The 25357-nt window shown below is 41.0% G+C and carries 16 protein-coding genes and 1 pseudogene; all 17 read left to right on the forward strand.

Features of this window, described 5'->3' with window-relative positions:
* Nucleotides 1-11 precede the first annotated feature (11 nt).
* The 17 genes and pseudogenes from C4H12_RS06760 to C4H12_RS06840 all read left to right on the forward strand — a co-directional run bounded on the left by C4H12_RS06760 (nucleotide 12) and on the right by C4H12_RS06840 (nucleotide 25351).
* A complete protein-coding gene (locus C4H12_RS06760) occupies nucleotides 12-2279 on the forward strand; it encodes an aconitate hydratase (protein ID WP_106098238.1) in 2268 nt (755 codons plus the stop codon).
* A 185-nt stretch (nucleotides 2280-2464) separates the two neighbouring features.
* A complete protein-coding gene (locus C4H12_RS06765; protein WP_106098239.1) occupies nucleotides 2465-4210 on the forward strand; it encodes a thiamine pyrophosphate-dependent enzyme in 1746 nt (581 codons plus the stop codon).
* A gap of 469 nt (nucleotides 4211-4679) precedes the next feature.
* Nucleotides 4680-4934: pseudogene (locus tag C4H12_RS06770) on the forward strand (aconitate hydratase); the annotation flags it as partial.
* Between the two features lie 420 nt (nucleotides 4935-5354).
* Nucleotides 5355-5891 carry an RteC domain-containing protein gene (locus C4H12_RS06775; protein WP_106098240.1) on the forward strand — a complete coding sequence of 179 codons (537 nt, stop codon included), beginning with the start codon at nucleotides 5355-5357 and terminating at the stop codon, nucleotides 5889-5891.
* The gene (locus tag C4H12_RS13880) at nucleotides 5872-6180 is read left to right on the forward strand and encodes an RteC domain-containing protein (RefSeq protein ID WP_164997606.1); all 309 of its coding nucleotides are present in this window, start codon (nucleotides 5872-5874) and stop codon (nucleotides 6178-6180) included. Before C4H12_RS06775 ends, C4H12_RS13880 begins: the two co-directional genes overlap by 20 nt.
* Nucleotides 6181-6495: 315 nt before the next feature.
* Entirely contained in the window at nucleotides 6496-6906 is a 411-nt protein-coding gene (locus C4H12_RS06785) for a helix-turn-helix domain-containing protein (RefSeq protein ID WP_106098242.1), read from the forward strand.
* Nucleotides 6878-8956 (forward strand): bifunctional DNA primase/helicase, encoded by a 2079-nt coding sequence (locus tag C4H12_RS06790; RefSeq protein WP_106098243.1) that lies wholly within the window; start codon nucleotides 6878-6880, stop codon nucleotides 8954-8956. The genes C4H12_RS06785 and C4H12_RS06790 overlap by 29 nt, the downstream gene beginning before the upstream one ends.
* A gap of 63 nt (nucleotides 8957-9019) precedes the next feature.
* A complete protein-coding gene (locus tag C4H12_RS06795; RefSeq protein ID WP_009389008.1) occupies nucleotides 9020-9361 on the forward strand; it encodes a helix-turn-helix domain-containing protein in 342 nt (113 codons plus the stop codon).
* A gap of 53 nt (nucleotides 9362-9414) precedes the next feature.
* The gene (locus C4H12_RS06800; RefSeq protein WP_106098244.1) at nucleotides 9415-10947 is read left to right on the forward strand and encodes a DUF3945 domain-containing protein; all 1533 of its coding nucleotides are present in this window, start codon (nucleotides 9415-9417) and stop codon (nucleotides 10945-10947) included.
* Nucleotides 10948-10979: 32 nt separating this feature from the next.
* Nucleotides 10980-13097: a type IA DNA topoisomerase gene (locus C4H12_RS06805; protein WP_106098245.1), complete on the forward strand. Its 2118-nt coding sequence runs from the start codon at nucleotides 10980-10982 to the stop codon at nucleotides 13095-13097.
* Between the two features lie 174 nt (nucleotides 13098-13271).
* A complete protein-coding gene (locus tag C4H12_RS06810; protein WP_106098246.1) occupies nucleotides 13272-14135 on the forward strand; it encodes a type IV toxin-antitoxin system AbiEi family antitoxin in 864 nt (287 codons plus the stop codon).
* A gap of 40 nt (nucleotides 14136-14175) precedes the next feature.
* On the forward strand, nucleotides 14176-14649 hold the full coding sequence (locus C4H12_RS06815) for a DUF1896 family protein (protein WP_106098247.1): 474 nt from the start codon (nucleotides 14176-14178) through the stop codon (nucleotides 14647-14649).
* On the forward strand, nucleotides 14636-20143 hold the full coding sequence (locus tag C4H12_RS06820) for a helicase-related protein (protein WP_106098248.1): 5508 nt from the start codon (nucleotides 14636-14638) through the stop codon (nucleotides 20141-20143). The genes C4H12_RS06815 and C4H12_RS06820 overlap by 14 nt, the downstream gene beginning before the upstream one ends.
* A gap of 53 nt (nucleotides 20144-20196) precedes the next feature.
* Complete coding sequence (locus tag C4H12_RS06825) at nucleotides 20197-20544, forward strand: hypothetical protein (RefSeq protein WP_106098249.1); 348 nt, start codon at nucleotides 20197-20199, stop codon at nucleotides 20542-20544.
* A gap of 140 nt (nucleotides 20545-20684) precedes the next feature.
* Nucleotides 20685-21119, forward strand: a complete 435-nt coding sequence (locus C4H12_RS06830) for a GPW/gp25 family protein (protein WP_106098250.1) — start codon at nucleotides 20685-20687, stop codon at nucleotides 21117-21119.
* Between the two features lie 9 nt (nucleotides 21120-21128).
* Entirely contained in the window at nucleotides 21129-22901 is a 1773-nt protein-coding gene (locus C4H12_RS06835) for a hypothetical protein (protein ID WP_106098251.1), read from the forward strand.
* Between the two features lie 11 nt (nucleotides 22902-22912).
* A complete protein-coding gene (locus tag C4H12_RS06840; RefSeq protein ID WP_106098252.1) occupies nucleotides 22913-25351 on the forward strand; it encodes an AAA family ATPase in 2439 nt (812 codons plus the stop codon).
* Nucleotides 25352-25357: the final 6 nt, after the last annotated feature.

Below are 25357 nucleotides of genomic sequence, written 5' to 3' on the forward strand. Positions count from 1 at the left end.
TTAATTAAATTATGATTTTTGATATTGAAATGATAAAAAGCCTCTACGCTCGTATTCCCGAACGCGTAGAGCAGGCAAGACAATTGGTACAAAGACCTCTTACGCTTGCCGAAAAGATACTTTACACACACCTTTGGGACAGACTCCCCGCACGTGCTTTTGTACGCGGTGAAGATTATGTTGATTTTGCTCCTGACCGCATTGCTTGCCAAGACGCTACTGCCCAAATGGCACTATTGCAGTTTATGCAAGCAGGCAAAAGCAAAGTGGCTGTACCTACTACCGTACACTGTGACCACCTTATCCAAGCCAAAGTAGGTGCTGCTACCGACCTAAAAGTGGCTAACGAACAATCAAAAGAAGTTTTTGACTTTCTTTCATCAGTATCTAACAAATACGGCATAGGTTTTTGGAAACCTGGTGCAGGTATCATACACCAGATAGTTTTAGAAAATTACGCTTTCCCTGGGGGTATGATGATTGGTACCGACTCACATACGGTAAACGCTGGAGGTTTGGGTATGCTTGCCATAGGGGTAGGTGGTGCCGATGCGGTTGATGTAATGGCGGGTATGCCGTGGGAACTGAAATTCCCTAAGCTGATAGGGGTTAAACTCACAGGAAAGCTAAACGGCTGGACTGCTCCTAAAGATGTAATTTTAAAAGTTGCCGATATTCTTACCGTAAAAGGAGGTACAGGGGCTATTGTGGAATACTTTGGTGAAGGAGCTAAATCACTATCGTGTACTGGTAAAGGGACTATTTGCAATATGGGTGCGGAAATAGGGGCTACTACCTCTACCTTTGGTTATGACGATTCTATGCGCCGATACCTCATTGCTACAGGGCGTGAAGAAGTTGCCCTTGCTGCCGATGCTATCGCGCCTTACCTCACCGCCGACCCTGAAGTCTATGCCGACCCCGAAAAATATTTCGACCAACTTATAGAAATAGACCTTTCTACTTTAGAGCCTTATATCAACGGTCCCTTTACCCCCGATAGGGGTACTCCTGTATCCAAAATGAAGGAGGTAGCCCGTGCCAACGATTGGCCATTAGAGGTGCAATGGGGGCTCATCGGTTCGTGTACTAACTCCTCCTACGAAGATCTCACCCGCGCAGTTTCGGTGGTAAAACAAGCCTTAGAAAAGAGAATTACCCCTAAAGCTTCCTTTGGTATCAACCCAGGGTCTGAACAAATACACTATACTACCGAGCGCGACGGCATTATAGACATCTTCGAGCAGTTGGGTACTCGTGTATTCACCAACGCTTGTGGTCCCTGCATTGGTCAGTGGGACAGAGAAGGCGCCGAAAAGCAAGAGAAAAATACGATTGTACATTCCTTCAACCGTAACTTCTCCAAACGCGCTGACGGTAACCCTAATACCCACGCCTTTGTAACTTCCCCCGAAATGGTAGCGGCTTTGGCGATTGCTGGTAGGTTAGACTTCAACCCTATCACCGATACCTTGCTTAACGACCAAGGTGAAGCGGTAAAACTCACTCCTCCTTATGGCGAAGAGTTGCCTTCTAAAGGTTTTGCCGTTGATGATCCTGGCTATCAGGCTCCCGCCGAAGATGGTAGCAACATCGAGGTGGTGGTATCGCCTACCTCCAACCGCCTCCAACTGCTCACGCCTTTCGCTCCTTGGGACGGCGAGAATATCACTGGGGCTAAACTCCTCATCAAAGCGCAAGGCAAATGCACCACCGACCATATTTCGATGGCAGGGGCTTGGTTGCGCTTCCGCGGACATTTGGACAATATTTCCAACAATATGCTCATAGGGGCGGTAAATGCTTTCAACGGTAAAACTAACTCCGTGAAAAACCAACTTACCGGCGAATACGACGAGGTGCCTAAAGTACAACGCGCTTATAAAGCTACGGGTATCCCTTCTATTGTAGTAGGCGACCACAACTATGGCGAGGGCTCTTCACGTGAGCACGCTGCTATGGAACCCCGTCATTTGGGCGTGCGTGCGGTATTGGTGAAATCGTTTGCGCGCATTCACGAAACCAACCTTAAAAAACAAGGAATGCTCGCCCTCACCTTTGCCCACGAAGCCGATTACGACAAAATTCAAGAAGACGACGTAATCAACTTCCTCGATCTCACCGCCTTTGCGCCTGGCACTCCTTTACATTTGGAATTTGTACATAAAGACGGTAGCAAAGATGTGATTACCTGCAATCATACCTACAATGCTCAGCAAATAGGTTGGTTTAAGGCAGGAAGCGCGCTAAATCAGTTAAAAGATAAAAGTGAAAAGTGAAGAGTGTCATATCCTGAAATAGGTTTACACTAAAAAACAGGAAAAGATATGACGACAGGAAGAAGAACAACAGTTCGGTACAGCGATTGCTTGCATCACAATCCTAACCCCCTAATTTCTGTTCAAAAACGATACATTGGTATTATTTTTGCATATCAAAACCCGTCATTAATAAAAAAACATATATGAGCAAAAATGTATCCGACCAATTGGTCGAAATGTTAGTACAAGCAGGCGTAAAAAGAGTCTATGCCATTACCGGTGATAGCCTCAACCCTGTGAACGACGCTATCCGTCGCGATGGTCGCCTTGAGTGGATACACGTCCGCCACGAGGAATCAGCGGCTTATGCTGCCTCTATGGACGCCGAACTAAACGGCATAGGCTGTTGTATGGGAAGTTCAGGACCTGGACACGTGCATCTTATCAACGGACTCTACGATGCTAACCGCTCAGGGAACCCCGTAATTGCCATTGCCAGCACCTGCGCTACCCATAAATTTGGTACCGATTGGTTCCAAGAAACCAACCCCTTCTTGCTGTTTCAAGATTGCAGTAAATATGTGTATGTAGCCAATACCGCCAAGCAATTTACCACAATGATGCAACGCGCCATACAAACGGCTATCAACGAGAAAGGTGTGGCTGTATTAGGACTCCCTGGTGATGTGGCAGGCGCCGACCTTGAAGAGGTACCTACTGCTACACAAACCTTCTTAGCAAAACCCGTAGTGCGTCCTTCTGATAGTGAGCTTGACAAATTGGCAGCAGTACTCAACGACAACAAAAACAAGAAAATAGCCCTCTACTGCGGTCACGGCTGTCAGTATGCGGTGAAAGAAGTAGAACAGCTTGCCGAAACCCTTAAAGCACCTATCGTGGCTTCTTTCCGTGGCAAAATATTCTTCGATCGCACCGATAGCCCTTATATAGCGGGAATGAATGGCTTGCTCGGACACCGTTCAGGTTATGATGCTTGCGCCAAAGCCGATGTGCTTGTAATGCTCGGCACCGACTTCCCTTATGCGGAGTTCTTACCTAAGAAAAGCACTATTATCCAAATAGATGAACGCCCCGAGATTATCGGTCGTCGTGCCAAAGTAGATTACGGCTTTGCAGGCGATGTGAAAGATACCATTACCGCCTTATTGCCTAAACTCACCCCTCGCACCGATGATAGTTTCCTCAAAGAGATTCACAAAGAGTATTTGGAACTCGAAAAATCATTAGATGATTACACCAAAAAGAAAACTGAAGAGAACCAAATAGACCCCGAATATGCGGCTAAACTCTTGGATAAATACGCCGCCAACGATGCTATTTTCACCGTAGATACAGGTATGAATGTAGTGTGGGCAGCGCGTTTTATCAAAGGTACGGGCAAACGTTACCTCACTGGCTCTTTCAACCACGGTTCTATGGCAAACGCCCTCCCAATGGCAATTGGCGCAGCAGCTTCTTCCAATGGCAGACAAGTGGTAGCAATGTGTGGTGACGGCGGTCTATCGATGCTCTTGGGCGACTTGGCTACCCTAATGCAATACCAATACCCTGTGAAGATATTTGTGTTCAACAACCGTTCACTCGCAATGGTAAAACTCGAAATGGAAGTATCGGGCTACCTCGATTGGCAAACCAATATGGTAAACCCGCCTTTTGATAAACTCGCCGAGTTGATGAACATCAAAGGCTATGAAGTACGCAAAACCGAAGATCTTGAAGCCACTGTAAAAGCAGCTTTCGAGCACGACGGACCTACTTTGGTGAATATCTACACCAATCGCGATACTTTAGCAATGCCCCCTCACATCACTTTTGAACAGATGAAAGGTTTTGCGACCAATATCATCAAAAAAATAGGACAAGGAGACTTTGTAGAAGCCAAAGACAGTATTGCCAACAGTATGAAGCACATCAAAGATGTGTTTTAGGAATTAATTTTGATAATAAAAAGCTGCTGAGCATCTCGCTTAGCAGCTTTTTTTGTTTAATAGGAAAATTATTTAACGTGAGTTCGATTTAAGCAGCAACGAGTCTTTTTAGATCAACAATGTTTTCTTGCAAATTAATAGAAGGCTTTTTTGAAAAAATAAAATATTCTCGTAAAATAAAAATATTTCGAAATATATTTTAATAAAAAATAAAACAAAACGAATATTTTTATTATGCTGCTATATTTACTTCTTATGTTTTAAATCCCCTATCCCCTAATTTCTATTCAAAAACGATACATTGGTATTATTGCTGTCATTAATAAAAAAAACATATATGAGCAAAAATGTATCCGACCAATTGGTCGAAATGTTAGTACAAGCAGGCGTAAAAAGAGTCTATGCTATTACTGGCGATAGCCTTAACCCTGTGAACGACGCCATCCGTCGCGATGGTCGCCTTGAGTGGATACACGAAACCAACCTTAAAAAACAAGGAATGCTTGCCCTCACCTTTGCCAATGAAGCCGATTACGACAAGATTCAAGAAGACGATGTAATCAACTTCCTCGGCCTCACTGCCTTTGCGCCTAGCACTCCTTTACATTTGGAATTTGTACACAAAGACGGCAGTAAAGATGTTATATGCTGCAATCACACCTATAATGCCCAGCAAATAGAGTGGTTCAGAGCAGGAAGTGCTTTGAATAAATTAGCAAATTAGAGAATTAGCAAAAAAAATATTGCCAGAGCTACTTACGTAGTTTTGGCAATATTTTTTATAAAAAATTGAAACTACTTTTATAATATATTCAAAATAAAGAAGATACAGGAATTACAATAAGAGTAGGTAACGATTTAGTAATGGTTCTTATTTCATTTGATTATACCTATTTTCTCAGTAACTTCTGGGTGCAAAGGTACAACATCTTGACAATATAAACAAAAAATTTTACCTTTGCACCCGCAAACGTGCGCTGCTGCATAGGCTTCTGTAGAAGCCTATGCAGCAGCGCACGTTTGCGTGGAGCTAATTGTAAATCTCCTGCAAACCAACTGTTTAAAAAATGAAGATTTTTTTTAGTTTGCGTATATCATTGTTTTTTTGTAATATAGCGCAATAAATCATTTAAATAATTAATTTATGTTTCAACAAATTTTGAATCAGTTGGCTGTAAGAGAACGCCAAACCACGCTGGAAGGATCCGCCGTGATTAAAGAATCTTTAGAAATGGTACAATTCCTAAAAGACCTCTTAAAGAAGGCTAAGGAAGAGGTACAGCAACGAGGTTTTACGGACCAAGCAGAAGAGATACATTTCTTCCGCAAAGTACAACCTCAAATTGTTAGCAGACTCATTTTCTATAATGAGATCTACCAGATAGAAAGTAAAGCAACTTTACTCTCTACTGAGGCTGCTAAAAAGTTTCTAAAAGACAAAGAAGCCCAATGGTTTAAAGAGTCAGAGACTTTAGAAGCAACCGATTTCTTCAGCTACATTGCTTTAGGAAGAACCAATCGTGATGTAGAGTATTTTACTCGCAATTACGACTACCTTCCTCAAAGCAATGAGGGGTATTTGTTTTCTTTTGATGGAGCCTTTTCTACTTTTCGTAGCTTTGAAGTTGCTAAGATAGGGGCTGCCAAGGAACTCTCCGATTATCTTTTTTTTTCGTACTGAAGTTAAAGAAGAAAAACTACTTTTAGAAGCACTAAATCTTCAGTGGACAGGCAAAAAAAGCCAACTAGTAGAACTCATCTATGGATTACATTCTGTTGGATGTATCTCTTATGGAAAACTCCCTATTAGTCAGATTACCAAAGTCTTTGAGAAGCTCTTTAAGGTAGAATTAGCAGAGCAGTACCATGTTTTCCATCGTATGAAAGGACGTTCAAAAAGTCTCACCCCTTTCCTTGATGAAGTAAAAGCCTCTTTACTGGTTTATATAAACAACTCCGACCAAAAGTAGTTTTGCTAACTTCAAATAAAAACGTTTAAACATTATTTAATCAGTTTTTTAGGGAAATAGACAGTTTCCCTTTTTTAGGGAGAAGGATTTATAATCAAATATTATATTCATTATTTTCAATTTAACTCTTCTATAGAAACTCCCTACACACACTTTTTCCTCTATTTCTGAAAAAAAGCCCATTATAGCCCATTGGCATTTTTTAGACATTTCTTCCTATAAACATCTCTAATATCTTCCAAAACACCTATTAATCTCTTTATAATCAACGTAATAAATAAAAATCACTTCAACTGCGTTAAAATGCACATTTCAATGGGTAGTACTTGGCAGTTTATGTTTTGTATTTGTCAGAACTTTGCCGCCGAGAATTTAATCCTATACGTAATGAATTTAATCACCATTGAAGAATCCGCTTGGAAAGCCCTTATGGAGCAACTCCAAAGCATTGAAAATCGACTCAAGCAAGAGCCTATTGAGTGGGATAGTTTGTGGCTTAACCAAAAAGAAATTTGTCAATATCTCCACCTAAGTGAGAAAACCCTATGGCGAATGCGCAAACGCAATGAAATCACCTACTCCAAAATCTATGGACAATATTTCTATACCTTGGGAAGCATTCGCAAACTCCTTATCAGTCAATCGGTAGAAAACACTGAAAGCTACCTGCAATCCCTCACTCAAAAAGCCAAAGGTTATGTTGAAAAAGCAAGATATTTTAAGTAGAACCGAAGGAGGACTACAGGTCTTCCAGCACTATCTACAAGGCAACTGGCGAGTAGGTAAAAACTTTAAAAACCCTTTCTATGACGATAAAAATGCTTCCTGCAATATCTATAAGGACAAACAAGGCATTTATAAAATGAAAGATTTTGGCAATGATACTTTCAGGGGTGACTGTTTTTTCTTGGTAGGTTACCTCTATCAATTGGACTTTCGAAATGCCTCTGATTTTATCGAAATCCTAAAAATTATCAATAGAGATTTACATCTGGGTTTAGAGGAATCCACCTCTATAATTACACAAAAACCTCAAATACCACCTACTATCACCATAGAAAGTACTCAAGTAGAAACCAAAAAATCTATCTCTTACCAATTCACCCAAAAACCTTTTACCCAAGAAGAATTAGCCTATTGGCAAAAATATGGTATCACTCAAGACATCCTAAACAGGTACAATGTAATCTCTCTGCAAAGCTATTCAAACACCAATAAAGACGGCAAACCTTACACTATCACCTCCACCTATAATGAGTGGATGTTTGCTTACCTTTTTAAAAAGCATTTAAAGGTCTATCGTCCCTTTTCTAAACTGCGCTTTCTCTATGGAGGTAATCCCGAAAACTATTGCTTTGGTGAGTCTCAGCTACCTCTACAAGGCGACATTCTCTTTATCACCGCAGGTGAAAAAGATGTAATGAGCTTAGCCAGTAGAGGCTTTTCGGCTATCTGTTTTAATAGTGAAACAGCCCACATTCCTTTACAAAAACTCCAAAAGCTAAAAATGCGATTCCGACATTTAGTCCTTTTGTTTGATAGCGACGAAACAGGTAAAAGAGCCTCCTTAGAGCAACAAGCCCAATTAGCACCTTTAGAAGTATTTCGTTTAGTTTTACCTCTTTCAGGTACTAAAAAGGATAAAGATATATCCGATTATTTTGCGCAAGGTAAAACGGGTAGAGACCTATTGCAACTCTTTTATCAGACCCTTAGCAAACACTATGAAGAAAGCCTATCCCTGCTTAAAAACTGCGAAATCCAATGGGATAAACCTCCCCAAAAACAAGAAACAATCATCTCGATTGGCAGAACTCCTGTAGGAGTACAGAGTAGTTTATTGGGTATTACAGGAGGCGAAGGTACAGGCAAAAGCCATTATGTAAGCGCCCTCATTGCAGGTTGTCTTAACAGTAAGAACCTTCCTATTGACACATTGGGCACAACGCTACTGCCTTGCCCAAAAGATAAAGTGGTGCTATTTTTCGATACAGAACAGTCTCAAGACCAGCTCTATCAAAACATTAGCAAACTGCTTAAAAGAGCTAAACTAACCTCTCTTCCTGATTTGCTACACGCCTTTTGCCTCACCCAACTCCCTCGCAGAGAGCGATTAAAGGTCATTCGTGAGGGCTTGGAGAGTTTTTACTACCAATGTGCAGGAGTGCATTTGGTGGTCATCGATGGTATAGCCGACCTTATTGGAGCTGTGAATAACGAGCAAGAAAGCGTGGAACTCATAGAAGAGCTTTACCTTTTGGCAGGTAACTACAAAACCTGTATTGTATGCGTGTTGCACCTCACCCCCAGCGGACTTAAACTCCGAGGTCATTTAGGCTCTGAACTACAACGCAAAGCAACGGCAGTGCTTTCTATCGAAAGGGAGAAGAACAGTCCTATCTCAGCGGTCAAACCGATGAAAATCCGCAATGGCAGTCTTAGCGATACCCCACAAATACTTTTTAGATGGAACAATGAGCTGGGAATGCACAGTTATGTAGGTAATCAGAAAAACGAAGACCAAAAACCCAATAAAGCCAGTACCTTAGCCTCGTTAGTTTCTCCTCTTTTTAAAGAGCGAACTTTGTGGACAGTTCAAGAGCTGAACATAGAAATTCAAAAACGAACTGATGTAAAGGAACGCACCGCAAAAGGTTATATCCGCACCTTAAAAGAAATGGGCATTTTAGTTCCTCAAGAGGGTAATGACCAACTCTTAGGAATGGGCAGTGTGCTAAAAGAACTTTTGGAGGATAACAAGAACTCACAAGGATAAGAAGAACTTTTAGATATTCTAAGATTAAGATCTAACAATCGAAGTATTAAACAAATATAAAAAATGGAAATCGACAGAATAGAATTTATAGCGTGGATGGAACGCATTATGGATCGTTTTGATTTGCTTAAAGAGCAAATAGACAAAGCTGAAAAACGCAAAAATAGCTTGGATGGTGAGGAACTCTTGGACAATCAAGACTTGATGCTCACCTTTAAAATCTCTGCACGTTCCCTGCAAAGGTATCGCTCCAATGGTAAACTGCCTTATTATACCATATCAGGCAAAATATACTACAAGCTCTCGGATGTACATCAATTTATCCGAGAACATTTTAGTGTGCCAGTAACAGCCTTAAAAGCCAAAAACGGAAATACTATGCCTAAAAAGGACAGCCTCTCTTAGACGTCTTACAAAGGGAGTAATTTTACCCCCAAATTAAAAAAGATGTTTAAATAATGGCAGAAAATCAACACGCCGATACGGCAAATTACGACAATCAAATCCCAGTGGATGAACAACTATCTGATATCCTACTGGTATTTGACAAAGAAGAAAAACAGCTTAAGGCTGTAAAAGGAATTGATGAGAAAGGAGAGTTAAAAATGGCTCCTGCTGACAGCAAATCCTTGGATGACTTTATGAAAGTAGACAAGCAAGGTAATATGCTGTCTAATTTCTTTAGCAACTTTATGCGCCAAGCCCAGAACCCTTCTCGTTTTTCTTTCTTTAAAATACCGATAGAAAAATCGGTAAATACGATAGAAAAACTTCAAAACCATCTGGCAAAGCTCACTGAAAAGGGTAAGGAATACCTCAAGAAGTACGAAGTATCTCCTGAGCAGTATATCAAACAAGAGCAAAAAGCAGCTACTCTAAAACAAGAAGGAGAGACTGCCGTTGCTCAGACCCCTCCTGAAGCTCCTGCTCAAGCACAAGTACAAGAAGCTCCTGCTCAAACGCAAGTACAAGAAGCTCCTGCTCAAACGCAAGCACAAGAAGCTCCTGCTCAGGCACAATCTCAAAGTACTCCTGCCCAAGAGGAACTCAAGTACAACCCTGATGCTATTGATTGGGAAACGCTACAAAACTTAGGGGTGAGTCGAGAGTCTTTAGAGAAGAGGAACCTATTAGAGCCCCTCTTAAAAGGTTATAAAACCAATGAACTGGTACCTATTAGTTTCAATTTAGGCTCTACAGTAACCCGCTTTGATGCTCGTCTGTCCCTAAGAGAAGTTGATGGAAAAGTAGCAGTAGCCATTCACGGGATGCGCAAGGAACCACAATTGGATTATCCTTTCTTTGGTCACGAGTTTTCAGAAGAGGATAAAAAGAACCTGCTTACCACAGGAAATATGGGACGTACAGTTGAGCTTACCAATAGTAAAACAGGGGAGAAAATCCCTTCTATCATCAGTATTGACAAGCTCACCAATGAAATCATTGCCTTGCGCAGTGAACATATCAAAGTCCCCGATGAAATCAAAGGAGTCAAACTCTCCCAGGAGCAAAAACAAACGCTCAAAGAAGGCAAGCCTCTGTTTGTTGAGGGAATGACCTCTAAAAAAGGAGAGCCTTTTAACGCAACTGTGCAGTTCAATGCCGACAAGCGTTATGTGGAATTTCTTTTTGAAGACAAAGCTCCTAAACTTGCTAATCAAGAGAAACTCACTGAGGCTCCTACAGTCATACGAGGGGTAACTCTTACTGAAGAACAACACAAGGAACTGAGCAAGGGTAATCCTATTTATTTAGAAGGTTTACAGAGCAAAGCCGGTAAAACTTATAGCGGTTATTTTACTTTTGACAAGGACAAAGGCAAGGTAGAGATGAGCTTTAACAATCCTCAAAAGGACATTACTGATAAAGTTTCTTCTACCAAGCAAAAAGCTGAAACTTCTAAAGCCAAAGAAGAAAAACGCCCTCAAAAGCAATCAGAAAAAACAGCTCAAAAAGAAACTGCTAAGAAGTCGAAGGGACGCAAAGTATAACTCTAATTTTTAACCTCAATACACGTAGAAAAATGAAAGTTATATTAGCAGAAAAGCCCAGTGTGGCAAGAGAGATTGCCGCTATAGTGGGGGCAAGTGAAAAACAAGATGGATATTTGTTAGGTAATGATTATGCTGTTACTTGGGCATTGGGACATTTAGTGCAATTAGCCCTTCCAGAGGCTTATGGTTGTGTAGGATTCCACAGAGAACACCTACCTATTCTACCTCGCCCCTTTATCTTGGTACCCAAACAAATTCCTGAGGATAAGAAAGGTTACAGGTCAGACCCTATGGCTTTAAAACAGCTTAAAATCATTGATAGCCTTTTTAAGAAGTGTAGTTCCATTATTGTAGCCACCGATGCAGGTCGTGAAGGAGAACTGATCTTCCGCTATATCTATGAATATTTGCACTGTCAAAAACCTTTTCAAAGGCTTTGGATTAGCTCCTTAACCGAAAAAGGTATCAAAACAGGACTTGCCAATCTGCAAGAAGGAAGTGCTTTTGATTTGCTGTATGCCTCTGCTCAAAAGCGTAGTGAGGCTGATTGGCTGGTGGGTATCAATGCTACCCAAGCCCTAAGTATAGCCGTAGGTGAAGGGATTTATTCCTTAGGTAGGGTGCAAACACCTACCTTAGCAATGGTTTGTAAAAGATTTTTAGAGCACACACATTTTCAAAAAAAACCTTTTTACCAATTGCGACTCAAGCACCAAAAAAGCTATACTGATTTTTTCAGTATCTCAGCTAAAATTGAGGACAAAAAGGAAGCTGAAGCCTTACAAAAACAATTAGAAAAGTCTCCTATGGCCGAGGTGATTTCCACTGAAAAAGAAGTGGTAAAAGAACAACCTCCTTTGCTCTATGATCTAACAGGTCTTCAGAAAGAAGCTAATAAAAAATGGAACTTTTCAGCCGATGAGACCCTGCAAATCGCTCAAAGTCTCTACGAGCAAAAATACATTACTTACCCACGTACTGGTAGTAAGTACATCTCAGAGGATGTATGGGAAGAAATCCCACAGCTGATACGTTTGTTACAAGAAAGTGAGGCATACGCTAACGAAGCTAGACTTGTAAAAATTGGGACGCTGAATAAGAAGATGGTTAATGATTTGAAAGTAACAGACCATCACGGACTTCTTATTACAGAGCGCTTTCCTACCAACCTTACGGCAAAAGAAAACACTATTTACAAAATGATTGCCACCCGACTTTTGGAAGCGGTATCTGAACCCTGTGTAAAAGAAGTGCAAAAGACTCTACTGGAGGCTCTGCACACTGACTTCTTGGTAAAAGGTGTTCAAGTGTTACAAGCGGGTTGGCGCGCTATCGGTGGTTTTTACTCTGATGAAACTGCCAAAGACAGTGAAAAAGACAATGAAGGTGATAGCAATCAAGTGCTGCCTGAACTTGTACAAGGGGAAAGTATAAAGATTAAAGCCGTTGAAATCCTTTCTAAAACCACCCAACCTCCTGCTTTATATACCGAATCAGGACTGTTGGGGGCTATGGAAACAGCTGGAAAGACCTTAGAAGATAAGGCGCAACGTGAACTATTACAAGGAGCAGGTATAGGTACTCCAGCCACACGTGCCGCTATTATCGAGACGCTTTTAAAGCGTAATTATATTGAGCGCAAACAAAAGTCTCTTATTCCTACCGATAAAGGAATGCAGGTATATCAGTGGGTAAAATCACTTACTATAGCCGATGTTGCCCTTACAGGCGAATGGGAAAGTCAATTGCAAAAGATAGAACAAGGAGAGCTCTCTCCCGATAGTTTTTCTTCGGATATGGAAGCCTATACCCATAGTCTTACTGATACGTTTTTGGCTATGGACATACCCCAAAAAGAAAAACTCAAAATCACTTGTCCTAAATGTAGAAATGCTTCCTTATTACTGTTTGAAAAGGTAGCCAAATGCCCTGATGAGGACTGTGGTTATGTGCTTTTTAGGAATGTATGTGGCAAACCTCTTACTGATGAGTTGCTCAAAACGCTCTTTGAAAAAGGAAAAACACCTCTGATAAAAGGAATGAAAAGCAAGTCAGGCAGCACTTTCGATGCCTATATACGTTTGAAAGAAAATGGTGAAACTGCCTTTGAGTTTCCTGAGAAAACTTCCAAAAAGCGAAAATACTAACAAAGGTTAGGTAAACTTTCAGTAAAGAAAGTCTGTGAGCTAACACAACTGATTATGTACCATAGCCTAAGTGAAGTTTAGTCCTCCTGTTGATAACTTTTGTTTCAATATATTTGCTCTTTAGAAATAATATAGTACTTTTGCAAATGTTTTGCAACGATATATATTTTCAATATGAAGGGACTAACCATACGAAAGTGGATACAATCATTGGAGGAAAAGGGTATTTACAGCTTTTCTATGCAGGAGCTAAAAGAGGTGTTTCCTCTCCTTAAAGAAAAAACTATTCTCAATACTTTAGGGACACTTAAAAAGCAAGGAAAGCTCCTGCCTCTTAGGAATGGCATCTATAGCATCGTCCGTTTTGTGGAAATTGGTAATGCTACTGATAACAAAGCTATCAGAGAAGAGGGAAAACCTTATTTCTACATTGAAACACTGATGCAACACCTAAAAAGGGAATACTATGTAGCCCTGCTCAGTGCAGTAGAAGTACATCTATCTCCCAAAGAGGCTTTACAGGCAAATGAAATTACAGTGATAACCTCCTTACCTCCGCTGAGAGATTCCTTTAGGGAACAAAGTAAAATTCGTTACCTTGTCAAAAAGGATATCAAAAACTTAAGAGAAATAGGAGTAAAAAGAAAAACCTTACCTTTTTCTATAGAGGAAAGAACTTTGCGGGTAGCCTCTTTGGAGCTCACTGCGGTTGATTTGCTCCTCTATGAAAAAGAGATAGGAGGCATTCAAAAATCGGTAGAGGTAATTCAAAGGATTAAAAACCACCTGAGTTGGCAAGAGCTTCCTACAGAGGTAATCCTCTCTACACCTGTTTCTATTTTCCAACGTTTGGGCTATGTTCTTTCTTTTATCAAGGAGGAAGAACTGGCTGAGGGGCTCAAAGAGAGAGTTCTTAGCACAGGGAAAAAATTTAGAAGAACCCTTTTAAAAACAGATGTCCCTGAAAAGGGAGGAGAGCCTTTTTGCCCTATTTGGAAAATCGTGGTAAATATATCTTTGCAGAACGACACTTTGTAAAAATTAAAATTTGTTGAACCCATTAAAAGTAATTTTAACAATGAAAGAAACACAAACCAAACCCCAGATCACTGACAGTACCTTAGGGTCATTGTCTTATTACGAGTTAAGACTCAAAGAGCTGTTACAAACGAGTTTTCCTAATCTTTTAGCAGACACTGTCTTTATCAAGGACAGAAGTGAGTATGCAGCCCAAGCCTACCAAGAGGCTTTTGAGTCGGGTATCAGTATTCCTGAATGTGATAAAATAGCCTCAGGAGTACTCTTCGACGGGCTCTTCTTCTCACCCTTTGATATGGTTTTTGAGGTCGTTTCTCAGGAGTTCGATACTCAATTAGCTGATGAGGATTTGCGCCCCTTTGCCTTAAAAATCTTCCCAGAACTGGTTCCTTACTTTAAAAAGTACGAGAATGAAATCGATGAGGATTTTCAGCACTCCGCTGCCTATCAATCCCTCTACACAGAACTTACGGGTGCCATCGAACTATGGATAGAAGAAAATGGCATATCTTAAAAGACTGAGCTTTAATCGTAATGCTCGTGCACTGGCATTGGCTTTCGATTTAGAGAAGCAAAAGCGCACGCTTCTAAGCCAAGAAGAGCGAGAACTCTTGCAACACTATTCAGGCTTCGGGGGATTGAAGTTTATCCTCAATCCCCACCAGTCTGAAGCTGATTTAAAGTACTGGGCAAAAGCTGACCAAGTCTTTTGGCAAGATGTAAGGAGTCTGTATGCCCTTATTAGAGAACATTCCACTGATGAAAGGCAATACCAAAACTATGTACAAAGCCTTAGAAATTCTGTGCTAACGGCTTTTTATACCCCAATGCGTCTTACCTCGGCTATCGCTTCAGCAATAAAGGAAACAGGCGTACCTCTGCAAACAATGTTAGAACCTTCGGCAGGAGGCGGCAATTTTATCCGTGCTTTTAAAGAAGAGCACCCCTCTCTTGCTGTCACTGCCTTTGAAAAGGACTTGCTCACAGGCAAGGTGCTCTCTCATCTTTACCCAGAGGAGCAGGTACATATTGATGGCTTCGAACAAATCAGTCCACTGAAAAGGAACCAGTTTGATTTAGTAACCAGCAACATCCCTTTTTCCGATACCGCTGTCTTTGATTTGAGTTACTCTCGCAGCAATGACCCTGCTAAGGTACAAGCCTCCCGCAGGGTGCATAACTACTTTTTCTTAAAGGGTTTGGATATGGTAAAGGAAGGAGGACTCCTTGCCTATATCACCTCTCAAGGGGTAGCCGATAGCCCTCAAAATGAGATTATCCGCCAAGCGATGCTCTCCAATGCACGTCTTGTCTCTGCCGTGCGCCTGCCTAACAACCTCTTTACCGATTACGCAGGTACCGAAGCAGGAAGCGATCTTATCATCCTTCAAAAAGACAGTCAAAGAGGCGCTTTAAACCCTATAGAAGAGCAATTCTGCAATACAATAAAGCTACCACAAGGGATGATACAGAACGAGTATCTTTTACAAAGAGAAAACGTTATATGCACCGAAGCTCTTGCAGGCACCAACCTATACGGACAGCCTGCAATGGTCTATACCCATAGTGAAGGAGTAGAAGGCATTGCCAAGGAGGTAAAAGAAAGAATCCTAAGCGATTTTAAAGCACATTATCTATCGCCTGAAACAGCACAACAAAGCCAAACAACACAAATTAAGCTACAAGAGGTTAATTCACAAGAAATTGAGGTAAAGGAAATTGAGGTAAAAAAGGTTGAACGGCAGGAATTTATTGAAATTGAAAGCAAAATCAACGAGCCTTCCTTTGCTATTTTCAATACTAATCTCACCTCTAAAGAGTCAAAAGAAATTAAGAATCAAAAAGTTGAACCCAAAGTCGTTCAGCTAAGTCTCTTTGATTTTCTATCAGAGCAGGAAGCCACCGCTACTTTAGCGAGCCCTCCCAACATTTCAGCAAAAACAGTCCCTACTATACCCACAGGAGCTAAAAAGAAAACAAAGAAGAAAACAACTACCTCTCAATTAGGGAATGCTCAAAAGTTAGACTTGTTTTCTTTTACTTATCCTATCAATCAAGGGAATGAAATAGAGGTGCTTTCAAAAGCTTCTCCTGCTTTGTATTACACGCCTCCTGCGGTATCATTACTAAAAGAACCTGTACCTTTTGAGGGAGAATATTTACCTCATTTCAGAGAAGATACTTTGGTAGTACAAGCCGATACGGTGGGCTTTTTGCAAGATCTCAATAAGAACAAAACAGCTGCTACCTTTGTGCCTCTTGCGCTTTCTTCTTTGGAAAGACAAAAAGCCATTGCCTATATCGCTCTGCGTGATGCTTATTCTGACTTGTACCATAAAGAGGCTACCACCTATATCCCTTATCCTACGGAAAGAGAAAATCTTAATGCCCTTTACGATACTTTTGTCAAGAACTATGGTCGGCTAAATAGTGCTGATAATATCAAGCTAATAAAAACCGATGCCTCAGGCGCTGAAATCCCTTACTTAGAACATATCAAAAACGGTGTTTATCAAAAGGCAGATATCTTTCAAAAGCCTGTGGTATTCTCTCTGAGGAAGAATGAAAACATTTCTACTGAAGAGGCGCTACTCACTTCCTTAAGTGAATTGGGGCGGGTGGATATTCCCTACATAGCTGAGCTTTCTAACACCAATGAGGAAGAAGTCAAAGCGCAGTTACAGGGCAAACTCTTTTACAATCCTATAGAGGACGAATACCAAATTGCCCAAAAGTGGCAAGCGGGGGATGTCTTTACTAAAATCAAAGCCGTAGAAGCATATCAAAATACTCACCCTGAACATCCTAAGCAATCAGAAATTGAGCACGCTTTAGAGGGACTCAGGCAGGTAATTCCTACCCCTATTCCTTTTGAAGAGTTGGATTTTAACTTGGGAGAGCGTTGGATCTCCCCACAAATCTATAGTGATTTTGCCTCTTCGCTTTTCGATACCAAGGTAGGTGTGCAATACAGTGCTCAAACCGATGAGTTTTCAGTGGAATGCCGACAAAAGAACTTACATATCTGGGAGAAATACGCTGTAAAAAGTGAGAGCAGAACCTACGATGGTATTGCCCTCTTCAAAAACGCCTTGGTAAATACCACCCCTGATATTACCAAGAAAATAAAGATAGACGACAAGGAAGTCAAGGTGCGCGATATGGAGGCAATTCAACTGGCAAACAGCAAGATTGATGAAATACGCAATGCTTTCCCTCTGTGGCTCTTAGAGCAGAGTCAGGAGTTTAAAGACCGCTTGGCTGAGCAGTACAATCAGTCTTTTAACTGTTTTGTACGTCCGCAATATGATGGTTCTTTTCAGTCCTTCCCTGGACTTGATAGAGAGAGTTTAGGCATAGAGGATTTGTATGATAGTCAGAAAGATGCTATTTGGATGATAAAGCTCAACAATGGGGCGATTTGCGACCACGAGGTAGGTGCTGGTAAAACCCTTATTATGTGCTGTGCTGCTCAAGAGATGAAGCGTTTAGGATTAGCGCATAAACCGATGATTATAGGGCTTAAAGCCAATGTACACGAAATAGCCGAGACCTATCGCCGTGCCTATCCTTTTGCTAAAATCCTTTACCCTGGCAAGGAGGATTTTACCCCTCAAAAGCGTTTGCGTATCTTTGGAGACATCAAAAACAATGATTGGGATTGCGTAATTCTCACCCACGACCAGTTTAAGATGATACCGCAATCCCCCGAGGTGCAACAGAGCATTTTGCAAGAAGAACTCCAAGATGTTGAAGAGAGTCTTTGGCAGTTGGAAAAACAAGGCAGTGAAGTCTCTCGTGCGATGATTAAAGGAATGTACAAGCGTAAAGAAAACCTAGAAGTAAAGCTCAAAACCTTAGAACACGACATCAATGAGCGCACCGATGATACAGTAGATTTTAAGATGATGGGCATTGATCACCTCTTAGTAGATGAAAGCCATAAGTTCAAAAACTTAATGTTCAATACAAGGCACGATAGAGTGGCAGGATTGGGAAACTCTCAAGGCAGTCAAAAAGCCCTCAACCTGCTTTTTGCCTTGCGAACTATTCAAGAGCGCACTGGCAAGGATATGGGGGCTACTTTTTTATCGGGGACTACTATTTCCAATTCACTTACTGAGCTTTATTTGCTCTTTAAGTACCTGCGTCCTCAAGCCTTAGAAAAGCAACAAATTCACTGTTTCGATGCGTGGGCAGCGATCTATGCCCGTAAGACCACCGATTACGAATTTTCAGTGGCTAACAACATTGTGCAGAAAGAACGCTTCCGCTACTTTATCAAAGTACCCGAATTAGCGCAGTTTTACGCCGAAATAACCGATTATAGAACCGCAAAGGATGTTGGGATAGACAGACCCGAAAAGAACGAAATTTTACACAATATACCCCCTACACCCGATCAAGAGGTATTTATTCAAAAACTAATGGAGTTTGCCAAAACGGGTAATGCAACCCTCTTGGGACGTGCGCCACTATCCGAATCTGAGGAAAAAGCCAAAATGCTTATCGCAACTGATTATGCCCGTAAAATGTCCTTAGATATGCGAATGATCTCCGATAAGTACGAAGATCATCCCGATAACAAAGCCTCTCATTGTGCGATGAAAATCAATGAATATTATCAAAAGTACAAAGCACAGAAAGGGACTCAGTTTGTCTTTTCTGATTTGGGTACTTACAAGCCCAACGAGTGGAATCCCTACACTGAAATCAAACGCAAATTAGTAGAAGACTATGGCATTCCTGCCCACGAAATCCGTTTTATCCAAGAGGCTAAAAACGATAAAATGCGCAAACAACTCATCAGTGACACCAACGAGGGCAAGATACGGGTACTCTTTGGTTCTACCGATATGCTTGGCACAGGAGTCAATGCGCAGAAAAAAGCCGTTGCTGTACATCACTTGGATACCCCTTGGCGACCCAGCGATTTGCAACAAAGGGACGGACGTGCCATTCGCAAGGGTAATGAAGTGGCCAAATATTTTGCTGATAATAAGGTGGATGTAATTATCTATGCTGTTGAAAAGTCTTTGGACTCTTACAAGTTCAACCTACTGTTTAACAAACAGCTTTTTATCGACCAGCTTAAGAACAATAAGTTGGGCAAAAGAACCATTGATGAGGGAGCGATGGACGAAAAGTCGGGAATGAACTATTCTGAATATGTGGCTATCCTCTCAGGAAATACCGATTTACTCGAAAAAGCGAAGTTGGAAAAGAAGATTGGAGCTTTAGAGAGTGAAAAACAAACGTTCTTACGCTCTAAATATACCTCTAAAAACCGTTTAGATAACCTCTGTAGCGATTTGAAAGCCCTACAAGACCGCTTACATCGTTTTCAGACGGATTGGCAAAACTTTTCAGATAAAGCGGTGCGCCGAGAAGATGGCTCGGTAGTCAATACATTGCATTTGGAAGGCTTAGACGAAAAGAGCAGTGTAAAGCAGTTAGCGCAAAAGTTACAAGATTATGCCCAAAACGCCCGTACCAAAGGCGAATATCAAGAAATAGGAAGTATCTATGGTTTTCAGATATTGGTAAAGACTGAAGTCTCCAAAAAAGACGAACTTGACCTAAAAGAAAACCGCTTTTTTGTACAAGGAGAAGGTGGTATCAAGTACACCTATAACAACGGACGATTGGCAAGTGACCCTAACTTGGCTGTGATGAATTTTGTCAATGCCATTGAGAAAATCCCTGCAATGATGGAAAAGGAAGAAAAAGAGATTGCCCTTATCCAAAAGGACATTCCTCTTCTAAAGGAAATCATCGAGAAAGTATGGGGTAAAGAAACACAGCTCTCCGAACTTAAAACTGAGCTCTCAGCCCTCGATAGGAAAATACAACTTTCGCTCTCCTCCGATACTTCACAAGAGGCAGAAGAACTCAATAAAGAGCTATCACAAGAGAGTCAAAAAAGCGAAACTCAAGAAGTCCCAACTCCCACGAAGGAGTTTGTAAGAGAGACTCTTAACAGAAACTCACGAGGGTTTAAAATGTAGCATTTATTCCTTAAAGAACCTGTATATCTCCATTTTGAAAATCAGCAGAACTGATGTTTTGCTGGTTTTCTTTATTTTTAAAGGCAGCCTCTTACTTTATCCGTGCTTTAGAGAAGCTCCCTACCCTCATTGATAAAGAACAACAAAAAATCGCTGACATCCAAAAAGACCTACCTGTACTTCAAGAGATCCTCTCTGGTACTTGGAACAAAGAAGCAGAACTTACCCAGCTTAAAACCGATCTTGCCGCTATTGACCGAAGAATACTCTTGTCTATTACTCCTGAGAGTGGTGCTACTGAGGAAGGAGAGGCGGTAGAGCAGGTAACACCAATGGCACAGGAGCAGCACGATACTCCTGAGAAGCAGGAGGTGAAATCAGGGGTGAAATTTAAAATATAACTCATTATGTATGATTATTTTACTCTTTTAAAATTCTTATTATCAAACTTTTACAATTCTGTCAAAAAAAAAGGCTTTAAAAAGTATGTCGTTTTAAAAAAAAAGCAGTACATTTGCGCAATTATAGCCATTATGAATGTATGGAGTACCTAAAAACCTCTATTGATTTCTCTCAGTTGCTTCAAGGTAGGCAACTGGCGCGTTGTAGCACACAGGAGTCCATCGCCCAGCATATAATGATGATAGTCACTTCTCATTATGGGGAGGTGGTCTCACGTGAGGATTATGGTTCTGCTATATGGGAGTTAGAATTTCATCAATTAGTGAGAGCAGATGTATGGGAGGATGAGGTCAGTGCCTCTTTGCTGGCAACTATTAACAAATACGAACCGCGTTTGAAGCAGGTAGAGGTAAAGGTTACCCTCTCTGAAATTGAGGATTATTCGCACCATAGCAAAGTACACATAAGGCGCAAGGCTGATATAACTGTAAAAGGACAGCTTGTTACCAATCAATTGCCGTTTTACTTTACAACTGCCATTTACATTAGTCCCCTTTCTCAACAACAAGCATAGCAATACTTTATGAGAGACGATTTTTTCTATACGCTGAAAAATAGGATACTGCACAATGCGATGGATCTATGGGGCGTAAAAGACCTACAAAATGCAGATCCTGTATTAGACCTACTAACCGACATCTTTGCTTATGAACTCTCTAAACTCTACCAAGAGGTAGAGGTCTCTAACGCCCAATTGCTACATAGGCTGTCCTCTATCTTAGTAGATAACAAATGGACACTGCCGTTACCCTCACACGGACTTTTTCGCATCTTTCCTAACGAAGAAGTAGAAACGGTACAGCCTACTAATCATTTTTATACCACTAAAAGAGGTTTGGGATTAAGCCCTACGCCTATCTATTTCACCCCATTAGTTACACAAACTCTTTATAACGCTTCTGTAAAATACACCCTATCTGGCAATCATATTAGTTACTATGAGAATTTCATTAGGCAAGAGCAAGTAATATCTTCCTTATCACCTATTAGCAACGAAAATGCATGTTGGATAGGTATTGAAGCCACTCCTGCTGTTTATGCCGCTATGGATGAGCTATTGCTTACCATTCTCATAAAGCATTCATCTCTTTACAGTTATGCTCATCTGATTCGTTTTTACGATATTGATAGCAATGAGATAAATGTGCGCAGAGATGTTTTTAAAAAGCAACTAATCACAGAAGAACACTATTATCCCGATATTATCAGCTACTACCAAGACCATTTTTACAGTCTTAGCACTGATTTTAGCAGTCAAAAACTTCTATCCCTTAGAGAATTTTCACCTGAAATAAACCTTGAATTAGAAGGTATTGACTACGACACAAAGCTATTATGGATAAAAATAGTCTTCCCTAATTTCTTTACCACTGCTGAGCTGCAAAACATCCGTTTTACCCTCAATACCATTCCTGTGGTCAATCGCCAGCAGGTTTACAAGCAGCACAATGTAAAACGCAATGGGCGCATCGCTTCTTTGCCGTGTGAAGGTAAGAATTACCTTTTGAATCTGAATTCTATATGGGATAACAACGGACATATATACCAAAATATCCTGAACAACTACAAAGAGCACCCAGAAGGTACTTACTCATTGTATTTTGGTGATTTAGAGAAATTCGATGTGCGCAACGCCAAGACCATTCTTCAAAAGACGATGTACTTAGTAAGAGAAGAAGGCAGCGCGTTTGCAGCGATGAACCCAGAGAAGCTCAACACCGATTTAGAGGAACTAATGCGCCGTTTGGATACCTTAGAGCGTAAGATGATCTCCGAATGGGGTAATAACGATGAGTTTAACGATAAAACATTTCTTTTGACAACTCCATACCCCAAAGCGACAACCTATGAGCTTAGCTATTGGACTACCAATGCAGAAGAAGGCAATGGGTTTGATGAGCACTCTGTATTCCATCAACACACTACCAATGAGTTTGATATGCAACGCAGCAGGCTTATTACCCCTACCATAGGAGGGGCTACCCGTCACACGGAGCGCGCTCAAATCAACAACCTGCGTTACGGCTTACTCTCTAAGGAGCGTATCGTCTCAGAGCAAGATATCCGAAGTTACCTACAACAGCGATTTGGAGAGGAACTCATAGAGATTAAGATTTGTTCAGGAGCAGAGATTGCCAAAGAAAAACGGAGGGGTATTATTCGTACCACAGAGGTACATCTGAGCTTTTCCCATCGCCCTACAGAAGAAAATGCAGGGCGTTTGGCTTTGTTTTTGCAGCAGCAACTTACCGAAAAATCAATCAGTAATATTCCCTATAGGGTATTTATCAAATAACGCATAATACTATGGAAGATACGTTTAGCACAGGATTAAACGCCGCGTTGAAGTTGGCTAAAAATATGGCAATAGCCGAGCACCACACGAGCTTTGGAGTGGCACATCTGGCATTGGCAATGCTTTATGAACCCTCAGGACTTCGTGAGGTCTTGGAAGGCTTGGGTAAGGATATCGCCTATATGATAGAGTGGTTTGAGATGCGCAAAGAGTCCTATCAGTCAGAAGAAATACCCTTTGACGATTCCTTTGAGGATAGAGAGATCAAAAAGCTGTGGGAAGAGGCTGTCCGTTCCAAAATCAAATTAGGAGCGGATACGATAGATGCCGTATGTGTGTTTATGGCAATTGTAAGAGAAGGCGTGATATATTCTGCTGCGCAAATAGAGCTATTGGGCGTAGAAGAAAAAGAGTTTTTAAATCAGTTTAGTATCTCCTCCTTTGAGCTAAGCGCATCCGATAGCCAGGCAATAGAGGAAATGACCTCTGGATTTGCTTTTGCTGTAAACCTTAAAACCGATAAGATTATCACAGAGGGCAGTCTTGTGATAGGTCGTGAAGAAGAAGTACGAAATATCTTGGAGAACTTAGAGCGTACCCAGAACAAAGCCACTTTATTGGTGGGTGATTCTGGTATAGGTAAAACAGCCATTGTAAAAGCCTTTGTAAAAGAACTGAATGAAAATAGAGATCACCAACTGCAAAACACCTTGGTTTTTGGGCTAAATGTGTCCAAATTGCTATCAGGTAGCACCTCTGAGAATGAACTCTCTAAGAAAACGGTTGAACTCTTTGAAAAACTAAACAAACTGCAAAATACATCTATCTTAGTTATTGATGATCTGCAAGTGCTATTAGAGAATGCCACAGGTAAATCCAATTTGATGATCAATGTGCTTAACTCCCAGCTTAGTGAAGGAGCTACCAACCTGATAATGTGTATTTCTTCAGATGCTTACCACAAGTATTTAGAAAAACACCCTATCCATACTAAGTTAGAGGTACTACAATTAGAAGAATTAGACCATTTTCACCTGCTCAAATGCTTAGAGCGACACCAAGAACACTTTCAGAAAGCCTATCAGATTGAGATTTCTCAGGCTACACTTGCTGAGGCAATTTACCTATCACGGCGTTATTTTAAGGAGAGTAAACTCCCTTATGGGGCTATTGACCTTATTGATCGCACCTTGGCAGCAGTGAAGATGAGCAATGCCAATACCTCTACAACGATAACAGTTTTTAAAAAGAAATTAGAAAAACTTAAAACCAGTGAAGAAAAAGACTTTTCAAAACTACAACTCTGGCAAAATACTCTTTTAAGCAAGTTAAGTGCTATTATCAGTAGCAGGCTTATCGGTAGCTATGTACTTACTGAGGAAACTCCTTATGAGGAGGGTATTGCTAAAATGGAAGCCCTTCTTGTAGAACTTGAAGCACTATCAGCTCATAAGATCACTTGTATAGAGCCTACTGAGATAGAAGCTATCATTGCGGTGATTACAGGTATTCCCATCGGTAAGATACAAGCCGATGAAAAGGATCGTTTGCTCAACATAGAAAACCGTTTGCAAGAACGGGTAAAAGGTCAGAATAGGGCTATACAAACCCTTGCCGATGCCATTATAGAATCGCGTAGTGGACTGAGCAATCCCAAGCAACCTATTGGCTCGTTTTTCTTCTTAGGTCCTACAGGGACAGGAAAGACAGAGCTTACCAAATCGCTGGCAGAGCTGCTCTTTGACGATGAAAATGCGATGATACGCTTTGATATGTCTGAGTTCAAGGAAGAACATTCAGCAGCTTTGCTCTATGGAGCGCCACCAGGTTACGTAGGTTATGAAGAGGGCGGTATGCTTGTAACTAAAATACGACAGAAACCTTATTCAGTAGTGCTCTTTGATGAGATAGAAAAAGCCCACAGCTCTGTGTATGACGTCTTTTTGCAAATAATGGATGAGGGTACTATTCACGATAAGTTAGGGCGCAGTGGTGATTTCTCTAATGCAATTATTATCTTTACCTCAAACATTGCCAGCAGTTGGATAGCAGAAGAAATTAGCAAGGGGCATACGCCTACCTCTAATGAGCTTATTGAGGTGATGAGTGAGTATTTCAGACCTGAGTTTTTAGGACGCCTTACAGAGGTAGTGCCTTTTTCACCTATTACAGAAGCGGTAGCTCAGGATATTTTCTTATTGCACCTCTCAAAATTACAACAGCAATTACAAGTGCAAAAGAACATATCCTTATCCCTTACAGAAGAAGCATTGCATTACCTTTCTAACAAGGGTTACTCACAAAAATATGGCGCACGCCCCATTGCAGGGATTATCAGGAATTACCTGAAAAAAGCGATCTCCAAGTTTATCGTGGCGCAGCAGGTAAAAGAAGGTGAAACCTTAAAGGTAGATTATAAAGATAACCAACTTATATGGAGTGTTGAGTAAGGGATT

Source organism: Capnocytophaga sp. oral taxon 878 (genome assembly GCF_002999135.1).
Lineage (GTDB): Bacteria > Bacteroidota > Bacteroidia > Flavobacteriales > Flavobacteriaceae > Capnocytophaga.